Annotated in this window: 1 protein-coding gene (only partly in view); it reads right to left on the bottom strand. The window is 75.1% G+C overall.

Features of this window, described 5'->3' with window-relative positions; all coding sequences use genetic code 11:
- Positions 1–20,536, bottom strand: the 3' portion of a protein-coding gene (locus AB0O91_RS07035; RefSeq protein WP_363428737.1) for an SDR family NAD(P)-dependent oxidoreductase. Its footprint extends 10,031 nt past the window's final position; the window shows 20,536 of its 30,567 coding nt (coding positions 10,032–30,567); the start codon falls outside the window, past its right edge — the gene reads right to left on this strand; its stop codon occupies positions 1–3.

A 20,536-nucleotide genomic window follows, 5' to 3' on the forward strand; every position in this document is an offset into this window, starting at 1 on the left:
TCAGTCGGACAGGCCCAGTTCGTTGTCCAGGAGGTCGAACATCTCGTCGTCCGAGGCGGTGTCGAAGTCGAAGGCCGCCTCCCCGCCGGCGGGCCCGTCGGTGCCGGCGCTCCCGGCGGTGAGCCACTTCGCGCGCAGCACCTCCAGGCGGGCGGCGACCCGCTCGAACAGCTCCTGGTCCGGCCCGGCGGCCTCGCTCGCGCCGAACACCCTTTCCAGTCTGTCGAGTTCGGCAAGGAGCGCGGCCGGCCCGGAGGTCGGCTCGGGCGCCAGGCCGAGCCGGTCGGCGAGGTGGTCGGCGAGCTCCCCGACCGTCGGGTGGTCGAAGACCAGGGTCGCAGGCAGTCGCAGATCCACCAACGCGCCCAGCCGGTTGCGCAGTTCGACCGCCGTCAGGGAGTCCAGACCGAGGTCCTGGAAGGCCCGCCGCGGATCCACCTCGGACGGTTCGGCGTGCCCGAGGACGGCTGCCACCTGCCGGCGGACCGCCGTCAGCAGGGCTTCGCCCCGTTCGGCGCCGGGCAGTGCGGCCAGCTGCCGGACGAACCCGGCACCGCCGCCCGGCACGCCGTCCGCGCCCGCGGCCGCACCGCGCCGCACCGGCAGCCGGACCAGTCCGCGCAGCAGGGGCGGGAGTTCGCCGCGCTGCCGCAGCACGACCGGGTCCAGCCGCAGGGGCAGGACGGCGGGCTCCGGGCCGGCCGTGGTGGCGTCGAACAGCGCCAGCCCCAGGTCCGGGGTGAGCGGCGGCAGGCCGGCCCGGGCCGCCCGCTCGGCCTCGGCCCCGCCGGGCGTGCCGGTCATGCCGGCGGCGCCGGTCCAGGGGCCCCAGGCCAGGGAGACGGCGGGCAGCCCTCGGGAGCGCCGGTGCCGGGCGAGCGCGTCCAGGAACGCGTTGGCGGCGGCGTAGTTGGCCTGCCCCGGGTTGCCGAGCGTCCCGGCCGCCGAGGAGAACAGGACGAAGGCGGTGAGGTCCAGTCCCTCGGTGGCGCGGTGCAGGTGCCACGCCGCGTCCGCCTTCGGCCGCAGCACCCCGGAGATCCGTCCCGGGGTGAGGGAGCCGATCGTCGCGTCGTCCAGGACGCCCGCGGTGTGCACCACGGCGCGGATGTCGTGGCGGGCGAACAGGCCGCCGACAGCGGCCTCCTCGGCCACGTCACAGGCTTCCACCACGGCCTCGGCGCCGAGTTCGGCCAGCTCGGCGACCAGCTCGGCCACGCCCTCGGCGGCGGCGCCGCGTCGACTCACCAGGAGCAGCCCGCGCACGCCGTGCTCGGCGGCGAGGTGCCGGGCGACCAGCCGGCCGAGGCCGCCGGTGCCGCCGGTCACCAGCACCGTGCCCTCGGCGGGCCAGCTCGGGGCCGTGCTCGCGAGCTTCTCCCGGACCAGCCGAGCGGCGAACAATTCGCCGTCAAGGAGCAGGAGTTGCGGCTCGTCGACACCGAGGACGGCGGGCCGGAACCCGGGCTCGCCGGGAGCCAGGTCCAGCAGGCCGAACCGGCCCGGCTCCTCCGAGGCCGCCGATCGCACCAGGCCCCAGGCGGCGGCCCCGGCAAGGTCGTCGCCGGACACCGCGCCCCGGGTGACGAAGACCAGCCGGGAGGCACCGAACGCGTCGTGGGCGAGCCAGGTCTGCACCATGTCCAGGACGGTGGCCGTTCGCTCGTGCACCGACTCGGCACCACCGAGGGGCAGTTCGGCGACCACGACGGCGGGGAGGTCGGCTCCTTCGGCTCGAAGGGCCAGTTCGGCGAGCGCCTGCGCGTTCGGCTCGACGGAGGCGAAGACGGGGTCCGCGTCGTCCGACGGACGCACGGGCACCCAGTCGACGCGGAACAGCGCGTCGTGGCCCGTCGGTCGGGCGGCCGCGCCCAACTGGTCAGCGGTGACCGGCCGGACCGCCAGTGAGCCCACCGAGGCTACCGGCCGCCCGTCGGTGTCCACCGCGGCCAGCGCCAGTCCCCCGGCTCCGGACGGCGCCAGCCGGACCCGGAGCGCGGACGCGCCGGAGGCGTGCAGCGCGACGTCCGTCCAGGCGAACGGCACCCCGGCGGCCCCGCCGCCGTGGTCGGCACCGGCGGCGAGGGTGTGCAGACAGGCGTCGAACAGCGCCGGGTGCAGGCCGTAGGCGCCGCCCTCGACGCCCTCCGGCAGGGCCACCTCGGCGTACAGCTCCTCGCCGTGCCGCCAGGCGGCGCGTAGTCCCCGGAAGGCCGGGCCGTAACCGAACCCGGCCTCGGCCAGGCCCTCGTACAGGCCGGTCAGGTCGAGCGCCTCGGCCTCAGCCGGCGGCCAGACCGAGGTGTCGAACGCCGCCGGTGCCGCGCCCGTCCCGAGGACGCCGCTCGCGTGCAGGGTCCACGGGTGCGAACCGCCCGAGCCCGGGCGGGAGTGCACGGTCACGGACCGTCGGCCCGTGTCGTCCGGGACCCCGACGGCGAGTTGGAGCTGTACGGCGCCCGTCCCGGGCAGGACCAGCGGCGCCGCGAGGGTCAGTTCCTCGACGAGGTCGCAGCCGACCTCGTCGCCCGCCCTGACGGCCAGCTCGACCAGGGCCGTGCCGGGCACCAGGACGGAGCCCAGGACCACGTGGTCCCCTGCCCAGGGGTGGGAGCGGGTCGACAGCCGACCGGTGAACAGGAGGCCGTCGCTGTCGGCCAGCTCCAGCGAACCCGTGAGCAGCGGATGTCCGGCGTTCCGAAGACCCGCCGACTCGGCGCCCCGGCCGGCGGGCAGGCCGGCCGGCCAGTACTCCCGGTGCGCGAAGGCGTAGGTCGGGAGAGCGGCGAGGTGCCGGCCCCGCCCGGCGAGCAGGGCACGCCAGTCGACCGGGGCGCCGTGGACGTGGAGGGCGGCGAGGGCTTCGACGAGGGTGGATTCCTCGGGGCGGTTGCGGCGCAGTGCGGGGGCGGTGACGGTGTCGTCGGCCGCCTCGGGGAGTGCGTTCGCGGCGAGGGCGGTGAGGACGGCGTCGGGGCCGAGTTCCAGGAAGCGGGTGACACCCGCCGCTGCCAGTGCGCGGAGGCCGTCGGCGAAGCGGACCGTCTCGCGGACGTGCCGCACCCAGTAGTCCGGCGAGCAGAGGTCTGCGCCGAGCGTGCCGGTGAGGTTGGAGACGACGGGGAGCGAAGGGGCTTGGTAGGTCAGGCCGTTGAGGACGGCGCGGAAGTCGTCGAGCATCGGGTCCATCAGCGGGGAGTGGAAGGCGTGGGAGACCCGCAGGCGGGTGGTCCTGCGGTCGGCGAAGTGGGCCTCGATCGTGGCGACTGCGGCCTCGGCGCCGGAGACGACCACGGAGGTCGGGCCGTTGACAGCGGCAAGCGCCGTGAACTCGCCGATCAGCATCCTGACTTCGTCCTCCGTGGCCTGGACGGCGAGCATCGCGCCGCCGGCGGGCAATGCCTGCATCAGCCGGCCGCGCGCGGCCACCAGCGTGCAGGCGTCGGCCAGCGAGAACACTCCGGCGACGTGTGCGGCCGCGATCTCGCCGATCGAGTGCCCGGCCACGAACTCCGGTCGCACACCCAGCGACTCGACCAGCCGGAAGAGCGCCACCTCGACGGCGAACAGCCCCGCCTGGGCGTAGTCCGTCCGGTTCAGCAGCTCCTCGTCCGCGCCCCACACCACCTCCCGCAGCGGCAGCTCGAACTGCTCGCACACCGCATCGAAGGCTCCGGCGAACACCGGGAAGCGGTCGTACAACTCCCGGCCCATGCCGAGCCTTTGCGATCCCTGCCCGGAGAACAGGAACGCCGTACGGCCCTCGCCGGCCGTTCCCCGCGCCACCTCCACGCCGTCCACCAGCACCGCACGGCACGGGAAGGACGAGCGCCCCGCCAGCGTGAACGCCACATCGACGGCGGGGAGTTCGACGGCTGCTGCGAGCCGGATCAGCTGGAGGTCCAACGCCGCCGGGGACTTGGCGGACACCACCCAGGGCAGCGGACCCGGAACAACCGAGCCGTGCGCTACGGCCTCGGGTTCGGGCGCGGCCTGCTCCAGGATCACATGGGCGTTGGTGCCGCTGATCCCGAAGGAGGACACCCCCGCCCGGCGCGGGTGGTCGGTGGCCGGCCAGGCGGTGGCATCGGTCAGCAGCTCGACCGCGCCCGCCGTCCAGTCCACGTGCGGGGACGGCCGGTCGATGTGCAGGGACTTCGGCAGGACGCCGTGCTGCATCGCCAGCACCATCTTGATCACGCCTGCCACCCCCGCAGCCGCCTGGGCGTGCCCGATGTTGGACTTGACCGAGCCCAGCAGCAGCGGCCGTTCACGGTCCTGCCCGTAGGTCGCGAGCAGGGCTTGTGCCTCGATCGGGTCACCCAGCGTCGTCCCGGTCCCGTGCGCCTCGACCGCGTCGACCTCGGCGGTCGACAGTCCCGCACTGGCCAAGGCCTGCCGGATCACCCGCTGTTGCGAGGGCCCGTTCGGCGCAGTGAGGCCGTTCGACGCACCGTCCTGGTTGACGGCGCTGCCACGCAGGACGGCGAGGACTCCGTGCCCGTTGCGGCGGGCGTCGGAGAGCCGCTCCAGCACTACCAGACCGACGCCCTCGCCCCAGCCGACCCCGTCCGCCGCCTCCGCGAAGGCCTTGCTGCGGCCGTCGGCGGCCAGGCCGCGCTGCCGGGAGAACTCGACGAACGTGGCCGGGGTGGACATCACCGTCACCCCGCCGGCCAGCGCCAGCGAGCACTCGCCGCTCCGCAGGGCCTGGGCCGCCAGGTGCATCGCCACCAGCGAGGAGGAACACGCGGTGTCCACCGTCACCGCCGGACCCTCCAGGCCCAACGTGTACGACACCCGGCCCGAAGCCACGCTCCCGGCGCTGCCGCTGCCCTGGTACCCCTCGAACTCGCCGCCGCCGAGCAGGCTCGCGTAGTCCGCGTACATCACGCCCGCGAAGACGCCGGTCCGGCTGCCGCGCAACGCCACCGGATCGATCCCGGCCCGCTCGAACGCCTCCCAGGACGTCTCCAGCAGCAACCGCTGCTGCGCGTCCGTCGCCAGCGCCTCCCGCGGACTCATCCCGAAGAAGCCCGCGTCGAACGCGGCCGCCTCGCGCAGGAACCCGCCGGTGCGGGTGTACGAGGTGCCGACGTGCTCCGGGTCCGGATCGTACAGCGTCTCGACATCCCAGCCACGGTCGGTCGGGAACTCCGACACCGCGTCCACCCCGTCCGCCACCAACCGCCACAGCTCCTCGGGCGAGGCCACCCCGCCCGGGTACCGGCAGGCCATCCCGACGATCACGACCGGGTCGTCCGACCGGAACGGCAGGGGCTCCGGGACGTCGACCGCGCTCCCGGTGCCGAGCAGGCCGTCCAGCAGGTGGCCCGCGAGCGCATGGGCGGTCGGGTAGTCGAACACCACCGTGGCCGGCAGCGGGAGGCCGGTCGCCGACCGCAGCCGGTTGCGCAGCTCCACCGCCGTCAGCGAGTCGAACCCGAGGTCCTGGAACGCCCGCGACGGATCCACCGTCGAGCGGCTCTCGTGGTCCAGGACCAGGGCGATCTGGTCCCGCACCAGGTCGAGGACGGCGTCGTGCCGTTGCTCCGTGCCCAGACCGGAGAGCCGCCGGGTCAGGTCGACCGCGGCGGGGGCCGAGGCCGCCCGGCGGACCGGCGTCCGGACCAGGCCGCTCAGCAGCGCGGGAACCTCGCCCCGCGCCCGGACGGCGGGCAGGTCGAGCCGGACGGGCAGCACGACCGGCTCGGCGGCACCGACCGCCGCGTCGAACAGCGCCAGCCCGTGGGCCGGTTCGAGGGGCGGCACCCCCGCGCGGGTCAGCCGCCCGCGCTCGGCCTCGCCGAGGGTGCCGGTCATCCCGGCCACCCCGGACCACGGGCCCCAGGCCAGCGACACCGCCGGCAGACCGAGCGAACGACGGTGCACCGCCAGAGCGTCCAGGTACGCGTTGCCCGCCGCATAGGCCGCCTGGCCCGCACTGCCGAACGTCCCGGCCATCGAGGAGAACAGCACGAACGCGTCGAGATCCTCGGCGGCCCGGTGCAGGTTCCACGCCGCGTCCGCCTTCGGACGCAGCACCGCCGACAACCGCTCGGGCGTCAGCGAACCGACCACCCCGTCGTCCAGCACACCCGCCGCATGGACCACCGCACGGATCTCGTGCCGGGCGAACAGCTCCACGACAGCGGCCTCCTCGGCCACATCACACGCCTCCACCACCACCGAAGCACCCAACTCCGCCAGCTCACCGATCAGTTCGCCGACCCCCTCGGCGGCCACACCCCGACGACTCACCAGCAGCAGACTGCGCACCCCGTGCTCACGCGCGAGGTGGCGCGCCACCAGCCGGCCCAGGCCGCCGGTGCCGCCGGTGATCAGGACCGTGCCCTCGCCCGGCCACACGGGCCGCTCGGGCCGCTCGGGCGTCGGCGAGGTGCGGGTGAGCCGGGCGGCGAGGACCTCGCCGTCGCGGACGAGCAGCTGCGGCTCGTCCACACCGAGGGCGGGCGACAGGTCGCCGCCCGGCAGGTCCACCAGGCCGAACCGGCCCGGCTCCTCGGACTGCGCCGACCGCACCAACCCCCGTACGGCGGCACCGGACAGGTCGCGCCCGTCCACCGCGCCGTCGGTCACGAAGACCAACCGGGAGGCGCCGAACCGATCCTCGGCCAGCCAGCCCCGCACCAGCTCCAGCGCCCACGCCGACCGCTCATGGACCTCGCCGACCGCCGACCGGACCACCACCACCGGCGGTACCTCGGCCGGCACCTCCGCCAGCGAACCGACCTCCACGAATGGCGCGGGCACCGGATCCACCGGTACCCAGTCCACCCGGAACAGGTCGTCCCGGCCCACCCGCGGCCCGGCCGCGAGCTGGTCGGCGGCGATCGGCCGCACCGTCAGGGCGCCGACCGACGCCACCGGGCGTCCCTCGGCGTCGGCGACGGCCACCGCCAGCGCCCCGGTGGCCGAGCGGGTCAGCCGCACCCGGACGGCCGTGGCCCCCGAGGCGTGCAGCGCCACGTCCTCCCAGGCGAACGGCACGCCCCCGCCCCCGCTCCCACCCGGCCCGGCCAGCGCGAAGCCGTGCAGGCAGGCGTCGAACAGCGCCGGGTGCAGACCGAACCCGTCGGCCTCGACGTTCTCGGGCAGCGCGACATCGGCGTAGAGCTCCTCGCCCCGCCGCCAGGCCGCCCGCAGACCCCGGAACGCCGGACCGTACCCGAACCCGGCCTCCGCCAGACCCTCGTACAGACCCGTCAGATCGACCGCCTCGGCACCGACCGGCGGCCACACGGAGGCGTCGAACACCGGCGGCACCGCACCCGCCCCCAGCACACCGCTCGCGTGCAGGGCCCAGACCGGTTCCGGGCCGGTGTCCGCCGTGGAGTGGATGCCCACGGCACGACGACCGGACGCGTCCGGCCCGGCCACCCGCACCTGGAGGCGGACCGGTCCGTCCGCCGGCAGCACCAGCGGTGCGCCCAGGGTGAGTTCCTCGACCCGGTCGCAGCCGACCTCGTCCCCGGCCCGCACGGCCAGCTCCACCAGCGCCGTGCCCGGCACCAGGACCGAGCCCAGCACGGCGTGGTCCGTCAGCCACCCCTGGGAGCGGGCCGACAGCCGGCCGGTGAACACCAGGCCGGTGGCGTCGGCCAGTTCGAGCGAACCGGTGAGCAGCGGGTGTCCGGCGTTCCTGAGCCCGGCGGACTCGGCCGTGGAGCCCGGGAGGGCCGGGGCGTCCGTCCAGTACCGGCGGTGCTGGAAGGCGTACGTCGGCAGCTCGATCCGGCGCGCGCCCGTCCCGGCGTGGAGGGCGGACCAGTCCACCGGTACGCCGAGCACGTGGAGGCGCGCCAGGGACTCGACGACGGTCCGTTCCTCGCCGTGTCCGCGGCGCAGCGTCGCGACCGCCTCGCCCTCGCCGTCCGGCAGCGCGTTCGCGGTGAGCGCGGTGAGGACGGCGTCGGGGCCGAGTTCCAGGTAGCGGGTCGCTCCGGCGGCCCGGAGGGTGCGCAGGCCGTCGGCGAAGCGGACCGTCTCGCGGACGTGCCGCACCCAGTACTCGGGCGAGCAGAGGTCCGCGCCCAGTCCGCCGGTCAGGTTGGAGACCACCGGGAGCGAAGGGGCGTTATACGTCAGGCCGTTGAGGACGGCGCGGAAGTCGTCCAGCATCGGGTCCATCAGCGGCGAGTGGAAGGCGTGCGAGACGGCCAGCCGGGTCGTCCTCCGCCCGGCGAACTGCCGGCCCAGCGCTTCGACGGCCTCCTCCGTTCCCGAGACGACCACCGAGGCCGGGCCGTTCACGGCCGCGATCGAGACCAGGTCGCCGAGCAGCGGCCGGACTTCGTCCTCCGTGGCCCGGACGGCGAGCATCGCCCCGCCGGACGGCAGCGCCCCCATCAGCCGACCGCGCGCCGCGACCAGCGTGCAGGCGTCCGCCAGTGAGAACACCCCGGCGACGTGCGCCGCAGCGATCTCACCGATCGAGTGCCCCGCCACGAACTCCGGCCGCACACCCAGCGACTCCAGCAACCGGAACAATGCGACCTCGACCGCGAACAGCGCGGCCTGGGCGCAGTCCGTCCGGTTCAGCAGTTCCTCGTCCGCGCCCCACAGCACGTCGCGCACCGGCAGCTCGAACCGCTCGCACACCGCGTCGAAGGTCGCCGCGAACACCGGGAAGCGGTCGTACAACTCCCGCCCTGTGCCGAGCCGTTGCGAGCCCTGGCCGGAGAACAGGAACGCCGTGCGCCCGGCCGTCGGGGTGCCGGCCGGCACCCGTCCGTCCGCGATCGCGCGCAGACCGGACCGGAGTTCCTCCACATCCGCGCCCACCACCGCCGCCCGGTGTTCGAGCACGGCCCGGGTCGTCGCCAGGGAGTACGCGACGTCCACCGGACGGGCGTCGCCGACCGCCGGGAGCAGCCGTGCGGCCTGCACGCACAGGGCCTCCGGGGTCGCGGCCGACAGCAGCCACGGGACGGCCCCGGGCTCGACCGGGGCCGCCGGGACGGCGTCGGCCGCCGGCAGGACGGCCGGGGCCTCCTCGATGATCACATGGGCGTTGGTGCCGCTGATGCCGAAGGAGGAGACGCCCGCACGACGGGGACGGTCGCCCGGAGCCCAGGCCCGGCGCTCGGTCAGCAGCCGGACGGCGCCGGCCGTCCAGTCCACCTGCGCGCTCGGCTCGTCGACGTGGAGCGTCGCGGGCAGTTCGCCGTGCCGCAGCGCGAGCACCGTCTTGATCACGCCGGCCACCCCGGCCGCGGCCTGGGTGTGGCCGATGTTGGACTTGACCGAGCCCAGCAGCAGCGGCCGTTCGCGGTCCTGGCCGTAGGCGGCGAGCAGGGCCTGCGCCTCGATCGGGTCGCCCAGCCTCGTCCCGGTGCCGTGCGCCTCCACCGCGTCGACCTGGTCGGCCCCGAGCCGCGCGTCGGCCAGCGCCTGCCGGATCACCCGCTGCTGGGACGGCCCGTTCGGCGCGGTCAGCCCGTTCGAGGCACCGTCCTGGTTGACGGCGCTCCCGCGCACCAGCGCCAGCACCGGGTGCCCGAGCCGCAGGGCGTCGGAGAGCCGTTCGACGACCAGGAATCCGGCGCCCTCGGCGAAGCCGGTGCCGTCGGCGGCGGAGGCGAAGGACTTGCAGCGCCCGTCGGGGGCGAGCGCGCCCTGACGGCCGAACTCGGCGAACACCCCGGGCGTGGCCATCACGGTCACGCCGCCGGCGATCGCGAGCGAGCAGTCGCCCTGCCGCAGCGCCCGGGCGGCCAGGTGCAGGGCGACCAGCGAGGAGGAGCAGGCGGTGTCCACCGCGACGGCCGGGCCCTCCAGACCGAGCTTGTACGAGACCCGGCCGGCCACCACGCTGCCGTTGCCGTCGCTGCCCGGGTAGTCGTGGTACATCACGCCGGCGAAGACGCCGGTGCGGCTGCCGCGCAGGCCGGTCGGGTCGATGCCCGCCCGTTCCAGGGCCTCCCAGGACAGCTCCAGGGTGAGCCGTTGCTGCGGGTCCATCGCCAGGGCCTCGCGCGGGGAGATCCCGAAGAAGTCGGGGTCGAACGCCGCGGCGCCGTCCAGGAATCCGCCCGCGAGGGCGTCGCCGACGGCGGACAGGTCCCAGCCGCGGTCGGCGGGGAACGGTGAGATCGCGTCCGCGCCGGAGGTCACCAGCTGCCAGAGTTCCTCCGGCGTGGTCACCCCGCCCGGGTAGCGGCAGGCCATGCCGACGATCGCGACCGGCTCGTGGCGGACGGTGGTCGGGGCCCCGGCGTCCGCCGTGGCCGGCAGGGCGTCGGCGGCGGGGCGGGGCCGGTCCTCGGCGAGGTCGAGCAGGGCGTCGACCAGGCCCGCGTCGCGCAGCCGGCGGGTCGGGATCGACTGCAATGCGGCGCGCAGTGCGGCCTCGGCGCCCGTTCCGTCGCCGTTCGCGGCTCCGGTGACCGCCCCCAGCTCGCCGAGGATGCAGTCGGTCACCGCCTCGGCGTTGGGGTGGTCGAAGGCGAGGGTCGCGGGCAGCCGCAGGCCGGTGAGGGTGTTGAGCTGGTTGCGCAGGTCGGTCGCGGCGAGCGAGTCGAAACCCAACTCCTGGAACGCGCGGTCCGGTTCGATCGCATCGCCGGACTCGTGCCCGAGCAGGGCCGCCACCCGGGCCCGGACGAGTTCCAGGACGCTTCGCCGCCGCTCGGCCTCCGGCAGCCCGGCGAGCCGGGCGGCGGGGCCGCCGACCGGCGCCGACGGCACCGGGGCGTGGGCCGCCGTGCGGCGGGCGGCCGGGACGAGGGCGCGCAGCAGGGCGGGGACGTCGTCGGTGCGGGTGCGCAGGGCGGCCCGGTCGACCCGGATCGGGACGACGGCGGCACGCCCGCTGCGCAGCGCGGCCGCGAACAGGGCCAGGCCGGCTTCGCGGGCGAGCGGCGGGACGCCCTGGGCGGCCATCCGGTGGCGGTTGAGCTCCCGCAGGTGCTCGCCGAGTCCGGCGCCGACGTCCCAGAGGCCGTAGGCCAGGGAGGTGGCGGGCAGGCCGAGGGCGTGGCGGTGGGCGGCGAGGGCGTCGAGGAAGACGTTCGCGGCCGCGTAGTTGCCCTGGCCCGCGGTCAGGACCAGACCACCGGCAGAGGAGAACAGGACGAAGGCCGTCAGATCCCGCCCCCGGGTCAGCTCATGCAGGAACCACGCGCCGTCGGCCTTCGGCGCCAGGACGGCATCCATCCGCTCGGACGTCAACGCACCCACCAGACCGTTGTCCCCGACCCCGGCCGCGTGCACGACCGCCGACAGCGCCGGAACCGCCGCCACCAGCGCCGCGACGGCGTCACGGTCGGACAGGTCGCAGGCCCGGACCTCGACGGACGCACCCGACGTCTCCAGCTCCGCCACCAAGTCGGCCGCGCCCGGCGCCTCCGGACCGCGACGACTGGTCAGCACCAGGCTCCGCACACCGCAGTCGGCCACCAGGTGACGGGCCACCACCGCCCCCAACCCGCCCGTGCCACCCGTGATCAGCACCGTGTCGCCCGCACCCACCGGCAACGAACCATCCGACACCGGCAGTTGGGCCAGCCGCGGCACCAGGACCGTCCCGCCACGAACAGCCGACTCCGGCTCACCGGTGACGACCACCTCCCCATCCGCATCCACGTCCAGCAACGCGAAACGACCCGGGTTCTCCGCCTCCGCGGACCGCAGCAGACCCCACACCGGAGCCTGCACCACCTCCACCGACTCACCCCCACGCACCGCCACCGCACCACGCGTCACCACCACCAACCGCGACCCCGCGAACCGCTCCTCCACCAACCAGCGCTGGACGACCCCCAGCACGGTGTGGACGTACGCACGGACGGCGGTCGGCACGTCCTCGGGCACCGGGAGGTCGCCGCAGTCGAGGACGACCACGGCGGGCACGGGCTCCGAGGAGCCGGAGACGTCCGCCCAGCGCGCCCAGGAGTCGGCCACGGCAGGCGGGTTCGGCAGCTCCGACCAGTCGACGCCGTACAGCGGGTCGGCCGAGCCCAGTTGGTCCGCCGACACCGCCCGGCCCACCATCGAGGCCACCGTCAGCACCGGGCCGCCCGTCGGGTCGGCGAGGTCCAGCCGCAGCCCGCCGTCGTCGAGCCGGACGATCCGCACCCGCACCGCCGAGGCACCGACGGCGGACCGCGACACCCCGGTCCAGGCGAACGGGATCACGGTCTCCCGCTCACCGCCGACCAGGATCGCCGCGTGCATCGCCGCGTCGAGCAGCGCCGGGTGGACCCCGAAGCCGTCGGCCTCGACGCCCTCCGGCAGCGCGACCTCGGCGAACAGTTCGTCGCCCCGGCGCCAGACCGCGCGGAGCCCCTGGAAGGCGGGACCGTAGCCGAACCCGGCCTCCGCCATCCGCTCGTACGCACCCTCCACGGGCAGCGGCTCCGCACCCACCGGCGGCCAGGGCGAAGCGTCGAACTCCGCAGCCCCGACGGCGCCTTCGGCCAGCGAACCCGTCGCGTGCCGCACCCAGGCCGCGTCCGGATCGCCGTCCGGCCGGGAGTGGATCCCCAGCTCACGGCGGCCCGCGGCATCCGGTCCGCCGACCCTCACATGGAGCTGGACGGCTCCCCGTTCGGGCAGCACGAGCGGCGCGGCGAGCGTCAGTTCCTCCAGCAGTTCGCACCCCGCCTCGGCGGCGGCGTGCAGCGCGAGCTCGACCAGCGCCGCGCCCGGTACGAGGACGGTGTCCAGCACCCGGTGGTCCGCCAGCCACGGGTGCGAGTCCGTCGACAGCCGACCGGTGAGCAGGAAGCCGTCCGTGTGCGACAGGTCGACGGACGCGCCGAGCAGCGGGTGGGCGACGGCACCGACGCCCGCCGCGCCCAGGTCGCCGCGCGGGGTCGTCGCGTCGAGCCAGTAACGGCGGTGCCGGAACGCATAGGTGGGCAGCTCGACCACCCGGGCACCGCGGCCCGCGAAGAAGGCCGACCAGTCCACCTCCGCCCCGGCCATGTGCAGTCGGCCGAGCGCGCCGACCAGGCCGGCCGGCTCGTCCCGGTCCGCGCCGCGCAGGGCGGCGACGACGCAGGTGCCGGCGGCGGTCGGGTCGTCGAGGACGCCCTGCGCCAGGTGGGTGAGGACGGCGTCGGGGCCGACTTCGAGGTACCGGCGGACGCCGTGGTGGTGGAGGGTGCGAAGGCCGTCGGCGAAGCGGACGGTCTCGCGGACGTGGCGCACCCAGTACTCGGGCGACGTGAACTCCGCGCCCAGCGTGCCGGTGAGGTTGGAGACGAGCGGGAGCGAAGGGGCCTGGTAGGTCAGGCTGTTGAGGACATCCCGGAAGTCGTCGAGCATCGGGTCCATCAGCGGCGAGTGGAAGGCGTGCGACACCCGCAGGCGCGTCGTCCGACGATCCGCGAAGTGCGCCTCGATCGCCGCCACCGCCTCCTCCGCACCGGAGACGACCACGGAGGTCGGACCGTTCACAGCGGCAACCGATCCGAACTCGCCCAGCAGCGAACGGACTTCCTCCTCCGTGGCCTGGACGGCGAGCATCGCCCCGCCGGACGGCAACGCCTGCATCAGACGGCCGCGCGCCGCCACCAGCGTGCAGGCGTCGGCCAGCGAGAACACCCCGGCGACATGGGCGGCAGCGATCTCGCCAATCGAGTGCCCGGCCACGAACTCCGGCCGCACACCCAGCGATTCCACCAGCCGGAACAGCGCCACCTCGACCGCGAACAACCCGGCCTGGGCGAACTCCGTCCGGTTCAGCTGCTCCTCGTCCGCACCCCAGACCACCTCGCGCACCGGACCGTCCAGCGCGGCGCACACCTCGTCGAAGGCCTCAGCGAACACCGGGAAGCGGGCGTACAACTCCCGCCCCATGCCCAGCCGTTGCGAGCCCTGCCCGGAGAACAGGAACGCCGTCGCCCCGCCCGCCCGGGCCGACGAGACGGCCGTGCCGGGGAGCAGGTCACCACGGCTCAGCGCGTCCAGCCCGGCCAACAGCTCCTCCCGGTCGGTACCGAGCAGCACCGCGCGGTGCTCCAGCGCGGGCCGCGTGGTCGCCAGGGAGTGGGCGACATCGTGGACGTCGAGGTCCGGGCGCGCGCCGAGGAAGGCCGCGAGCCGCCCGGCCTGCGCCCGCAGGGCGTCCGGGGTCGCCGCGGCGAGCAGCCACGGCAGGGTGCCCGACCCCGGTCGGTCGGCCGTCACATCGGGGACGGGCCCGGACGTCGGCTCGGGCCCCTGCTCGGACACCGCCTCGGGCCCCTGCTCGACGATCACGTGGGCGTTGGTCCCGCTGATCCCGAAGGCGGACACCCCCGCCCGCCGGGGACGGCCGGTCTCCGGCCAGTCCCGGGCCTCGGCGAGCAGCTCGACCGCCCCCTCGGACCACTCCACGTGCGGCGAGGGCCGGTCGATGTGCAGGGACTTCGGCAGGACGCCGTGCTGCATCGCCAGCACCATCTTGATGACGCCCGCCACACCGGCCGCCGCCTGGGCGTGCCCGATGTTGGACTTGACCGAGCCCAGCAGCAGCGGCAGTTCACGGTCCTGCCCGTACGTGGCGAGGAGCGCCTGCGCCTCGATCGGGTCACCCAGCGTCGTCCCCGTCCCGTGCGCCTCGACCGCGTCGACGTCCGCCGCCGACAGCCCCGCACTCGCCAACGCCTGACGGATCACCCGCTGCTGCGACGGACCGTTCGGCGCCGAGAAGCCGTTGCTCGCGCCGTCCTGGTTCACGGCCGTGCCCCGGATCACCGCCAGCACCCGGTGCCCGTTCCGCCGGGCGTCGGAGAGCCGCTCCACCAGCAGCACCCCGACGCCCTCGGACCAGCCGACGCCGTCCGCCGCGCCCGCGAACGCCTTGCACCGGCCGTCCGCCGACAGCCCGCGCTGCCGGGAGAACTCGATGAACATGCCCGGCGTCGCCATCACGGTGGCGCCGCCCGCGAGGGCCAGCGCGCACTCGCCGCTGCGCAGCGCCTGGACGGCCAGGTGCAGGGCGACCAGCGAGGAGGAGCAGGCGGTGTCCACCGTCACGGCCGGCCCCTCCAGGCCCAGCGTGTAGGACACCCGGCCCGAGACCACGCTGCCGCCGCTGGTGCCCGACGGGTTCGTGTGGAGCGCGTAGTCGTGGTACATCACGCCGGCGTAGACGCCGGTCCGGCTGCCGCGCAGGGACAGCGGGTCGATGCCCGCCCGCTCCAGCGCCTCCCAGGAGGTCTCCAGCAGCAGTCGCTGCTGCGGGTCCATGTAGAGCGCCTCGCGCGGGGAGATCCCGAACAGGCCGGGGTCGAAGTCGCCGGCGTCGTGCAGGAAGCTCCCGTGCCGGGTGTAGCTGCGGCCCTCCTTCCCGGGCTCGGGGTCGTAGAGGTTCCCGAGGTCCCAGCCGCGGTCGGTCGGCAACTCCGTCACCGTGTCGACGCCGTCCACCAGCAGCTGCCACAGCTCCTCGGGCGAGGCCGCGCCGCCGGGGTAGCGGCAGGCCATGCCGACGATGGCGATCGGCTCGCCGTCGGTGTCCGGGCGGGGCGGCCGGGCACCGTCCGGCGCCACGGCCCCGCCCGACCCGGCCAGGTCGAGGAGGTGCGCCGCCACGGCCCGCGCGTTGGGGTGGTCGAAGGCGAGGGTCGCGGGCAGCCGCAGGCCGGTGCGCTGGTGGAGGCGGTTGCGCAGGTCGGTCGCGGCGAGGGAGTCGAAACCCAGCTCCTGGAAGGCCCGTTCGGGCGTGATCTCCTCGGCGGAGGCGTGGCCGAGCACGGCGGCGACCTCCATCCGCACCAGCTCCAGCACCAGCCGGCGCCGCTCGGACTCCCCCAGCCCGGCGAGGCGCTGCGCGAGGCCGGTGCCGGTGGCGCGGCCGCTCGCGGGGAGCGCGGAGCGCCGGCGCGGGGCGGCGAGGGCGCGCAGCAGGGCGGGGACGTCGTCGGTGCGGGTGCGCAGGGCGGCCCGGTCGACCCGGATCGGGACGACGATGGCGCGCCCGCTGCGCAGCGCGGCCGCGAACAGGGTGAGGCCGGTCGCGTGGTCGAGGACGGGGACGCCCTGGCGGGCCATCCGCTGACGGTCGACCTCGGCGAGGTCGCGGCCGAGTCCGGCGCCGACGTCCCAGAGGCCGTAGGCCAGGGAGGTGGCGGGCAGACCGAGCGCGTGGCGGTGGGCGGCGAGAGCGTCGAGGAAGACGTTCGCGGCCGCGTAGTTGCCCTGACCTGCGGTCAGGACGAGACCGCCGACGGAGGAGAACAGGACGAAGGCCGTCAGGCCCCGCCCCCGGGTCAGCTCGTGCAGGAACCACGCACCATCGGCCTTCGGCGCCAGGACGGCATCCATCCGCTCGGGCGTCAACGCACCCACCAGACCGTTGTCCCCGACCCCGGCCGCGTGTACGACGGCCGACAGCGCCGGAACCGCCGCCACCAGCGCCGCGACGGCGTCACGGTCGGACAGGTCGCAGGCCCGGACCTCGACGGACGCACCCGACGTCTCCAGCTCCGCCACCAAGTCGGCCGCGCCCGGCGCCTCCGGACCGCGACGACTGGTCAGCACCAGGCTCCGCACACCGCAGTCGGCCACCAGGTGACGGGCCACCACCGCCCCCAACCCGCCCGTGCCACCCGTGATCAGCACCGTGTCGCCCGCACCCACCGGCAACGAACCCTCCGACACCGGCAGTTGGGCCAGCCGCGGCACCAGGACCGTCCCGCCACGAACAGCCGACTCCGGCTCACCGGTGACGACCACCTCCCCATCCGCATCCGCGTCCAGCAACGCGAAACGACCCGGGTTCTCCGCCTCCGCGGACCGCAGCAGACCCCACACCGGAGCCTGCACCACCTCCACCGACTCACCCCCGCGCACCGCCACCGCACCACGCGTCACCACCACCAACCGCGACCCCGCGAACCGCTCCTCCACCAACCAGTCCTGCACCGCGCTCAGCACGCGGTGCAGCACCACACGGACGGCGGCCGGGACGTCATCGGCCGGGGCCGGCAGGGTCGAGCAGTCCAGGACGACGGTGTCGGGCGCCGGTCCCTCGGCGGGCAGGTCATCCCAGGCGGTCCACGCTTGACCCGGGTCCGGGACGGCCGGCAGCTCCGACCAGTCGACCGCGTAGAGCGGGTCGGCCGAGCCCAGCTGGTCCGCCGACACCGCCCGCCCCCGCACGGCCTCCACCGTCAGCACGGGAGCGCCCGTCGGGTCGGCGAGGTCCAGCCGCAGCCCGCCGTCGTCGAGCCGGACGATCCGCACCCGCACCGCCGAGGCACCGACGGCGCGGAGCGCCGCCCCCGTCCAGGCGAACGGGACCACGGTGTCGTCGCTCGCCGCGTCCACGATGGCGACGTGCAGGGCCGCGTCCAGCAGGGCGGGGTGCACGCCGTAGCCGTCCGAGGAGATGCCCTCGGGGAGTGCGACGTCCGCGAACAGCTCGTTCCCACGCCGCCAGGCCGCCCGGAGCCCCTGGAAGGCGGGACCGTAGCCGAACCCGGCCTCCGCCATCCGCTCGTACGCACCCTCCACCGGCAGCGGCTCCGCACCCACCGGCGGCCAGGGCGAAGCATCGAACTCCGCAGCCCCGACGGCGCCTTCGGCCAGCGAACCCGTCACGTGCCGCACCCAGACCGCCTCCGGATCACCGTCCGGCCGGGAGTGGATCCCCAGCTCCCGACGGCCCGCGGCGTCGGGTGAGCCCACCCGGAGTTGGAGCTGCACGGCGCCCTGCTCGGGCAGCAGCAGCGGCGCGGCGAGCGTCAGCTCCTCCACCAGCTCACAGCCCGCCTCGGCGGCGGCCCGCAGGGCCAGTTCGAGCAGCCCGGCACCGGGCAGCAGCGCCCGGCCCCGCACCACGTGGTCGGCCAGCCACGGGAAGGCGGCCGTCGACAGGCGGCCGGTCAGGACCAGTCCGTCCTCGTCGGCCAGGTCGACGGCCGCACCGAGCAGCGGGTGGGTGGTCGCGGCGAGGCCGACGGAGCGGACGTCGCCGCTCTGCAGGGGACGCGGGGACGGCCAGAAGCGGCGACGCTGGAAGGCGTAGGTCGGCAGGTCGACGTGCCGGGCGCCGGTCCCGGCGAACAGGGCGGCCCAGTCGACCGACGCGCCGTGGACGTGGAGGGCGGCGAGGGCTTCGATGAAGGTGCGCTCCTCGGCACGGTTGCGGCGCAGGGCCGGGATCGCGAGGGTGTCGTCGGTCTCGGGGAGTGCGTTCGCGGCGAGGGCGGTGAGGACGGCGTCGGGGCCGAGTTCCAGGAACCGGGTGACGCCCGCCGCTGCCAGCGCGTGGATGCCGTCGGCGAAGCGGACCGTCTCACGGACGTGCCGCACCCAGTAGTCGGGCGAGCAGAGGTTCGCGCCGAGCGTGCCGGTGAGGTTGGAGACGACGGGGAGCGAAGGGGCCTGGAAAGTCAGGCTGTTGAGGACGGCGTGGAAGTCGTCGAGCATCGGGTCCATCAGCGGGGAGTGGAAGGCGTGGGAGACCCGCAGGCGGGTGGTCCTGCGGTCGGCGAAGTGGGCCTCGACCGTGGCGACTGCGGCCTCGGCGCCGGAGACGACCACGGAGGTCGGGCCGTTCACGGCGGCAAGCGCCGTGAACTCGCCGAGCAACGGCCTGACTTCCTCCTCGCTCGCCTGGACGGCGAGCATCGCCCCACCGGACGGCAACGCCTGCATCAGCCGACCTCGCGCCGCCACCAGCGTGCAGGCGTCGGCCAGCGAGAACACCCCGGCGACGTGCGCGGCCGCGATCTCGCCGATCGAGTGCCCGGCCACGAACTCCGGCCGCACACCCAGCGACTCGACCAGCCGGAACAGCGCCACCTCGACCGCGAACAACCCCGCCTGGGCGTAGTCCGTCCGGTTCAGCAGCTCCTCGTCCGCACCCCACACCACCTCCCGCAGCGGCAGCTCGAACTGCTCGCACACCGCATCGAACGCTGCTGCGAACACCGGGAAGCGGTCATACAACTCGCCTCCCATGCCGAGCCGTTGCGATCCCTGCCCGGAGAACAGGAACGCCGTACGGCCCTCGCCGGCCGTTCCCCGCGCCACCTCCACGCCGTCCACCAGCACCGCACGGTGCGCGAAACGCGACCGGCCGGTGAGCGTCAGTGCCACATCGAGTGCCGACAGCCCTTCGAGCTGGACGAGTTGTGCGGCCTGGGCGTCGAGCGCCGCTCCGGACTTGGCCGATACCACCCAGGGCATCGACCCCGGAACGGCCGAACCGTGGGGTACGGCCTCGGCCTCGGGTTCGGGGTCGGGCTGCTCCAGGATCACGTGGGCGTTGGTGCCGCTGATCCCGAAGGAGGACACCCCGGCCCGGCGCGGGTGGTCGGTGGCCGGCCAGGCGGTGGCGTCGGTCAGCAGCTCGACCGCGCCCGCCGTCCAGTCCACGTGTGCGGACGGCGCATCCACGTGCAGCGTGCGGGGAAGCGTTCCGTGCTGCATCGCCAGCACCATCTTGATTACGCCCGCCACACCGGCCGCCGCCTGGGCGTGCCCGATGTTGGACTTGACCGAGCCCAGCAGCAGCGGCAGTTCACGCTCCTGCCCGTAGGTCGCGAGCAGGGCTTGTGCCTCGATCGGGTCACCCAGCGTCGTCCCCGTCCCGTGCGCCTCGACGGCATCCACATCCGCCGCCGACAGCCCCGCACTCGCCAACGCCTGCCGGATCACCCGCTGCTGCGACGGCCCGTTCGGCGCCGTCAGCCCGTTCGACGCACCGTCCTGGTTCACCGCCGACCCGCGCAGCACCGCCAGCACCCGGTGCCCGTTCCGCCGGGCGTCCGAGAGCCGCTCCAACACCACCACCCCGACGCCCTCGCCCCAGCCCACCCCGTCCGCCGCCTGCGCGAACGACCGGCACCGCCCATCCGCCGACAGACCGCCCTGCCGCGAGAACTCCACGAAGGTGTTCGGCGTCGACATCACCGTCACCCCGCCGGCCAGCGCCAACGAGCACTCACCGCTCCGCAGGGCTTGCGCCGCCAGGTGCATCGCCACCAGCGAGGACGAGCACGCGGTGTCCACCGTCACCGCCGGACCCTCCAGTCCCAACGTGTACGACACCCGGCCCGAGGCCACACTCCCGGCGCTGCCGCTGCCCTGGTACCCCTCGAACTCGCCGCCACCGAGCAGGCTCGCGTAGTCCGCGTACATCACGCCCGCGAAGACGCCGGTCCGGCTGCCGCGCAGCGTCACCGGATCGATACCGGCCCGCTCGAACGCCTCCCAGGACGTCTCCAGCAGCAACCGCTGCTGCGCGTCCGTCGCCAGCGCCTCCCGCGGACTCATCCCGAAGAACTCGTGGTCGAACTCCCCCGCATCGTGCAGGAATCCGCCGGTGCGGGTGTACGAGGTGCCGGCGTGGTCCGGGTCCGGATCGTACAGCGTCTCGACGTCCCAGCCGCGGTCGGTCGGGAACTCCGACACCGCGTCCACCCCGTCCGCCACCAACCGCCATAGCTCCTCGGGCGAGGCGACGCCGCCGGGGTAGCGACAGGCCATCCCGACGATCACGACCGGGTCGTCCGACAGCACGGGCGCCACCCCGGGGACCTCGACGGCGCGCTCGGCGCCGAACAGGCCCTCC

Source organism: Kitasatospora sp. NPDC089797 (genome assembly GCF_040684795.1).
In the GTDB taxonomy this organism is placed as follows: Bacteria; Actinomycetota; Actinomycetes; order Streptomycetales; family Streptomycetaceae; genus Kitasatospora.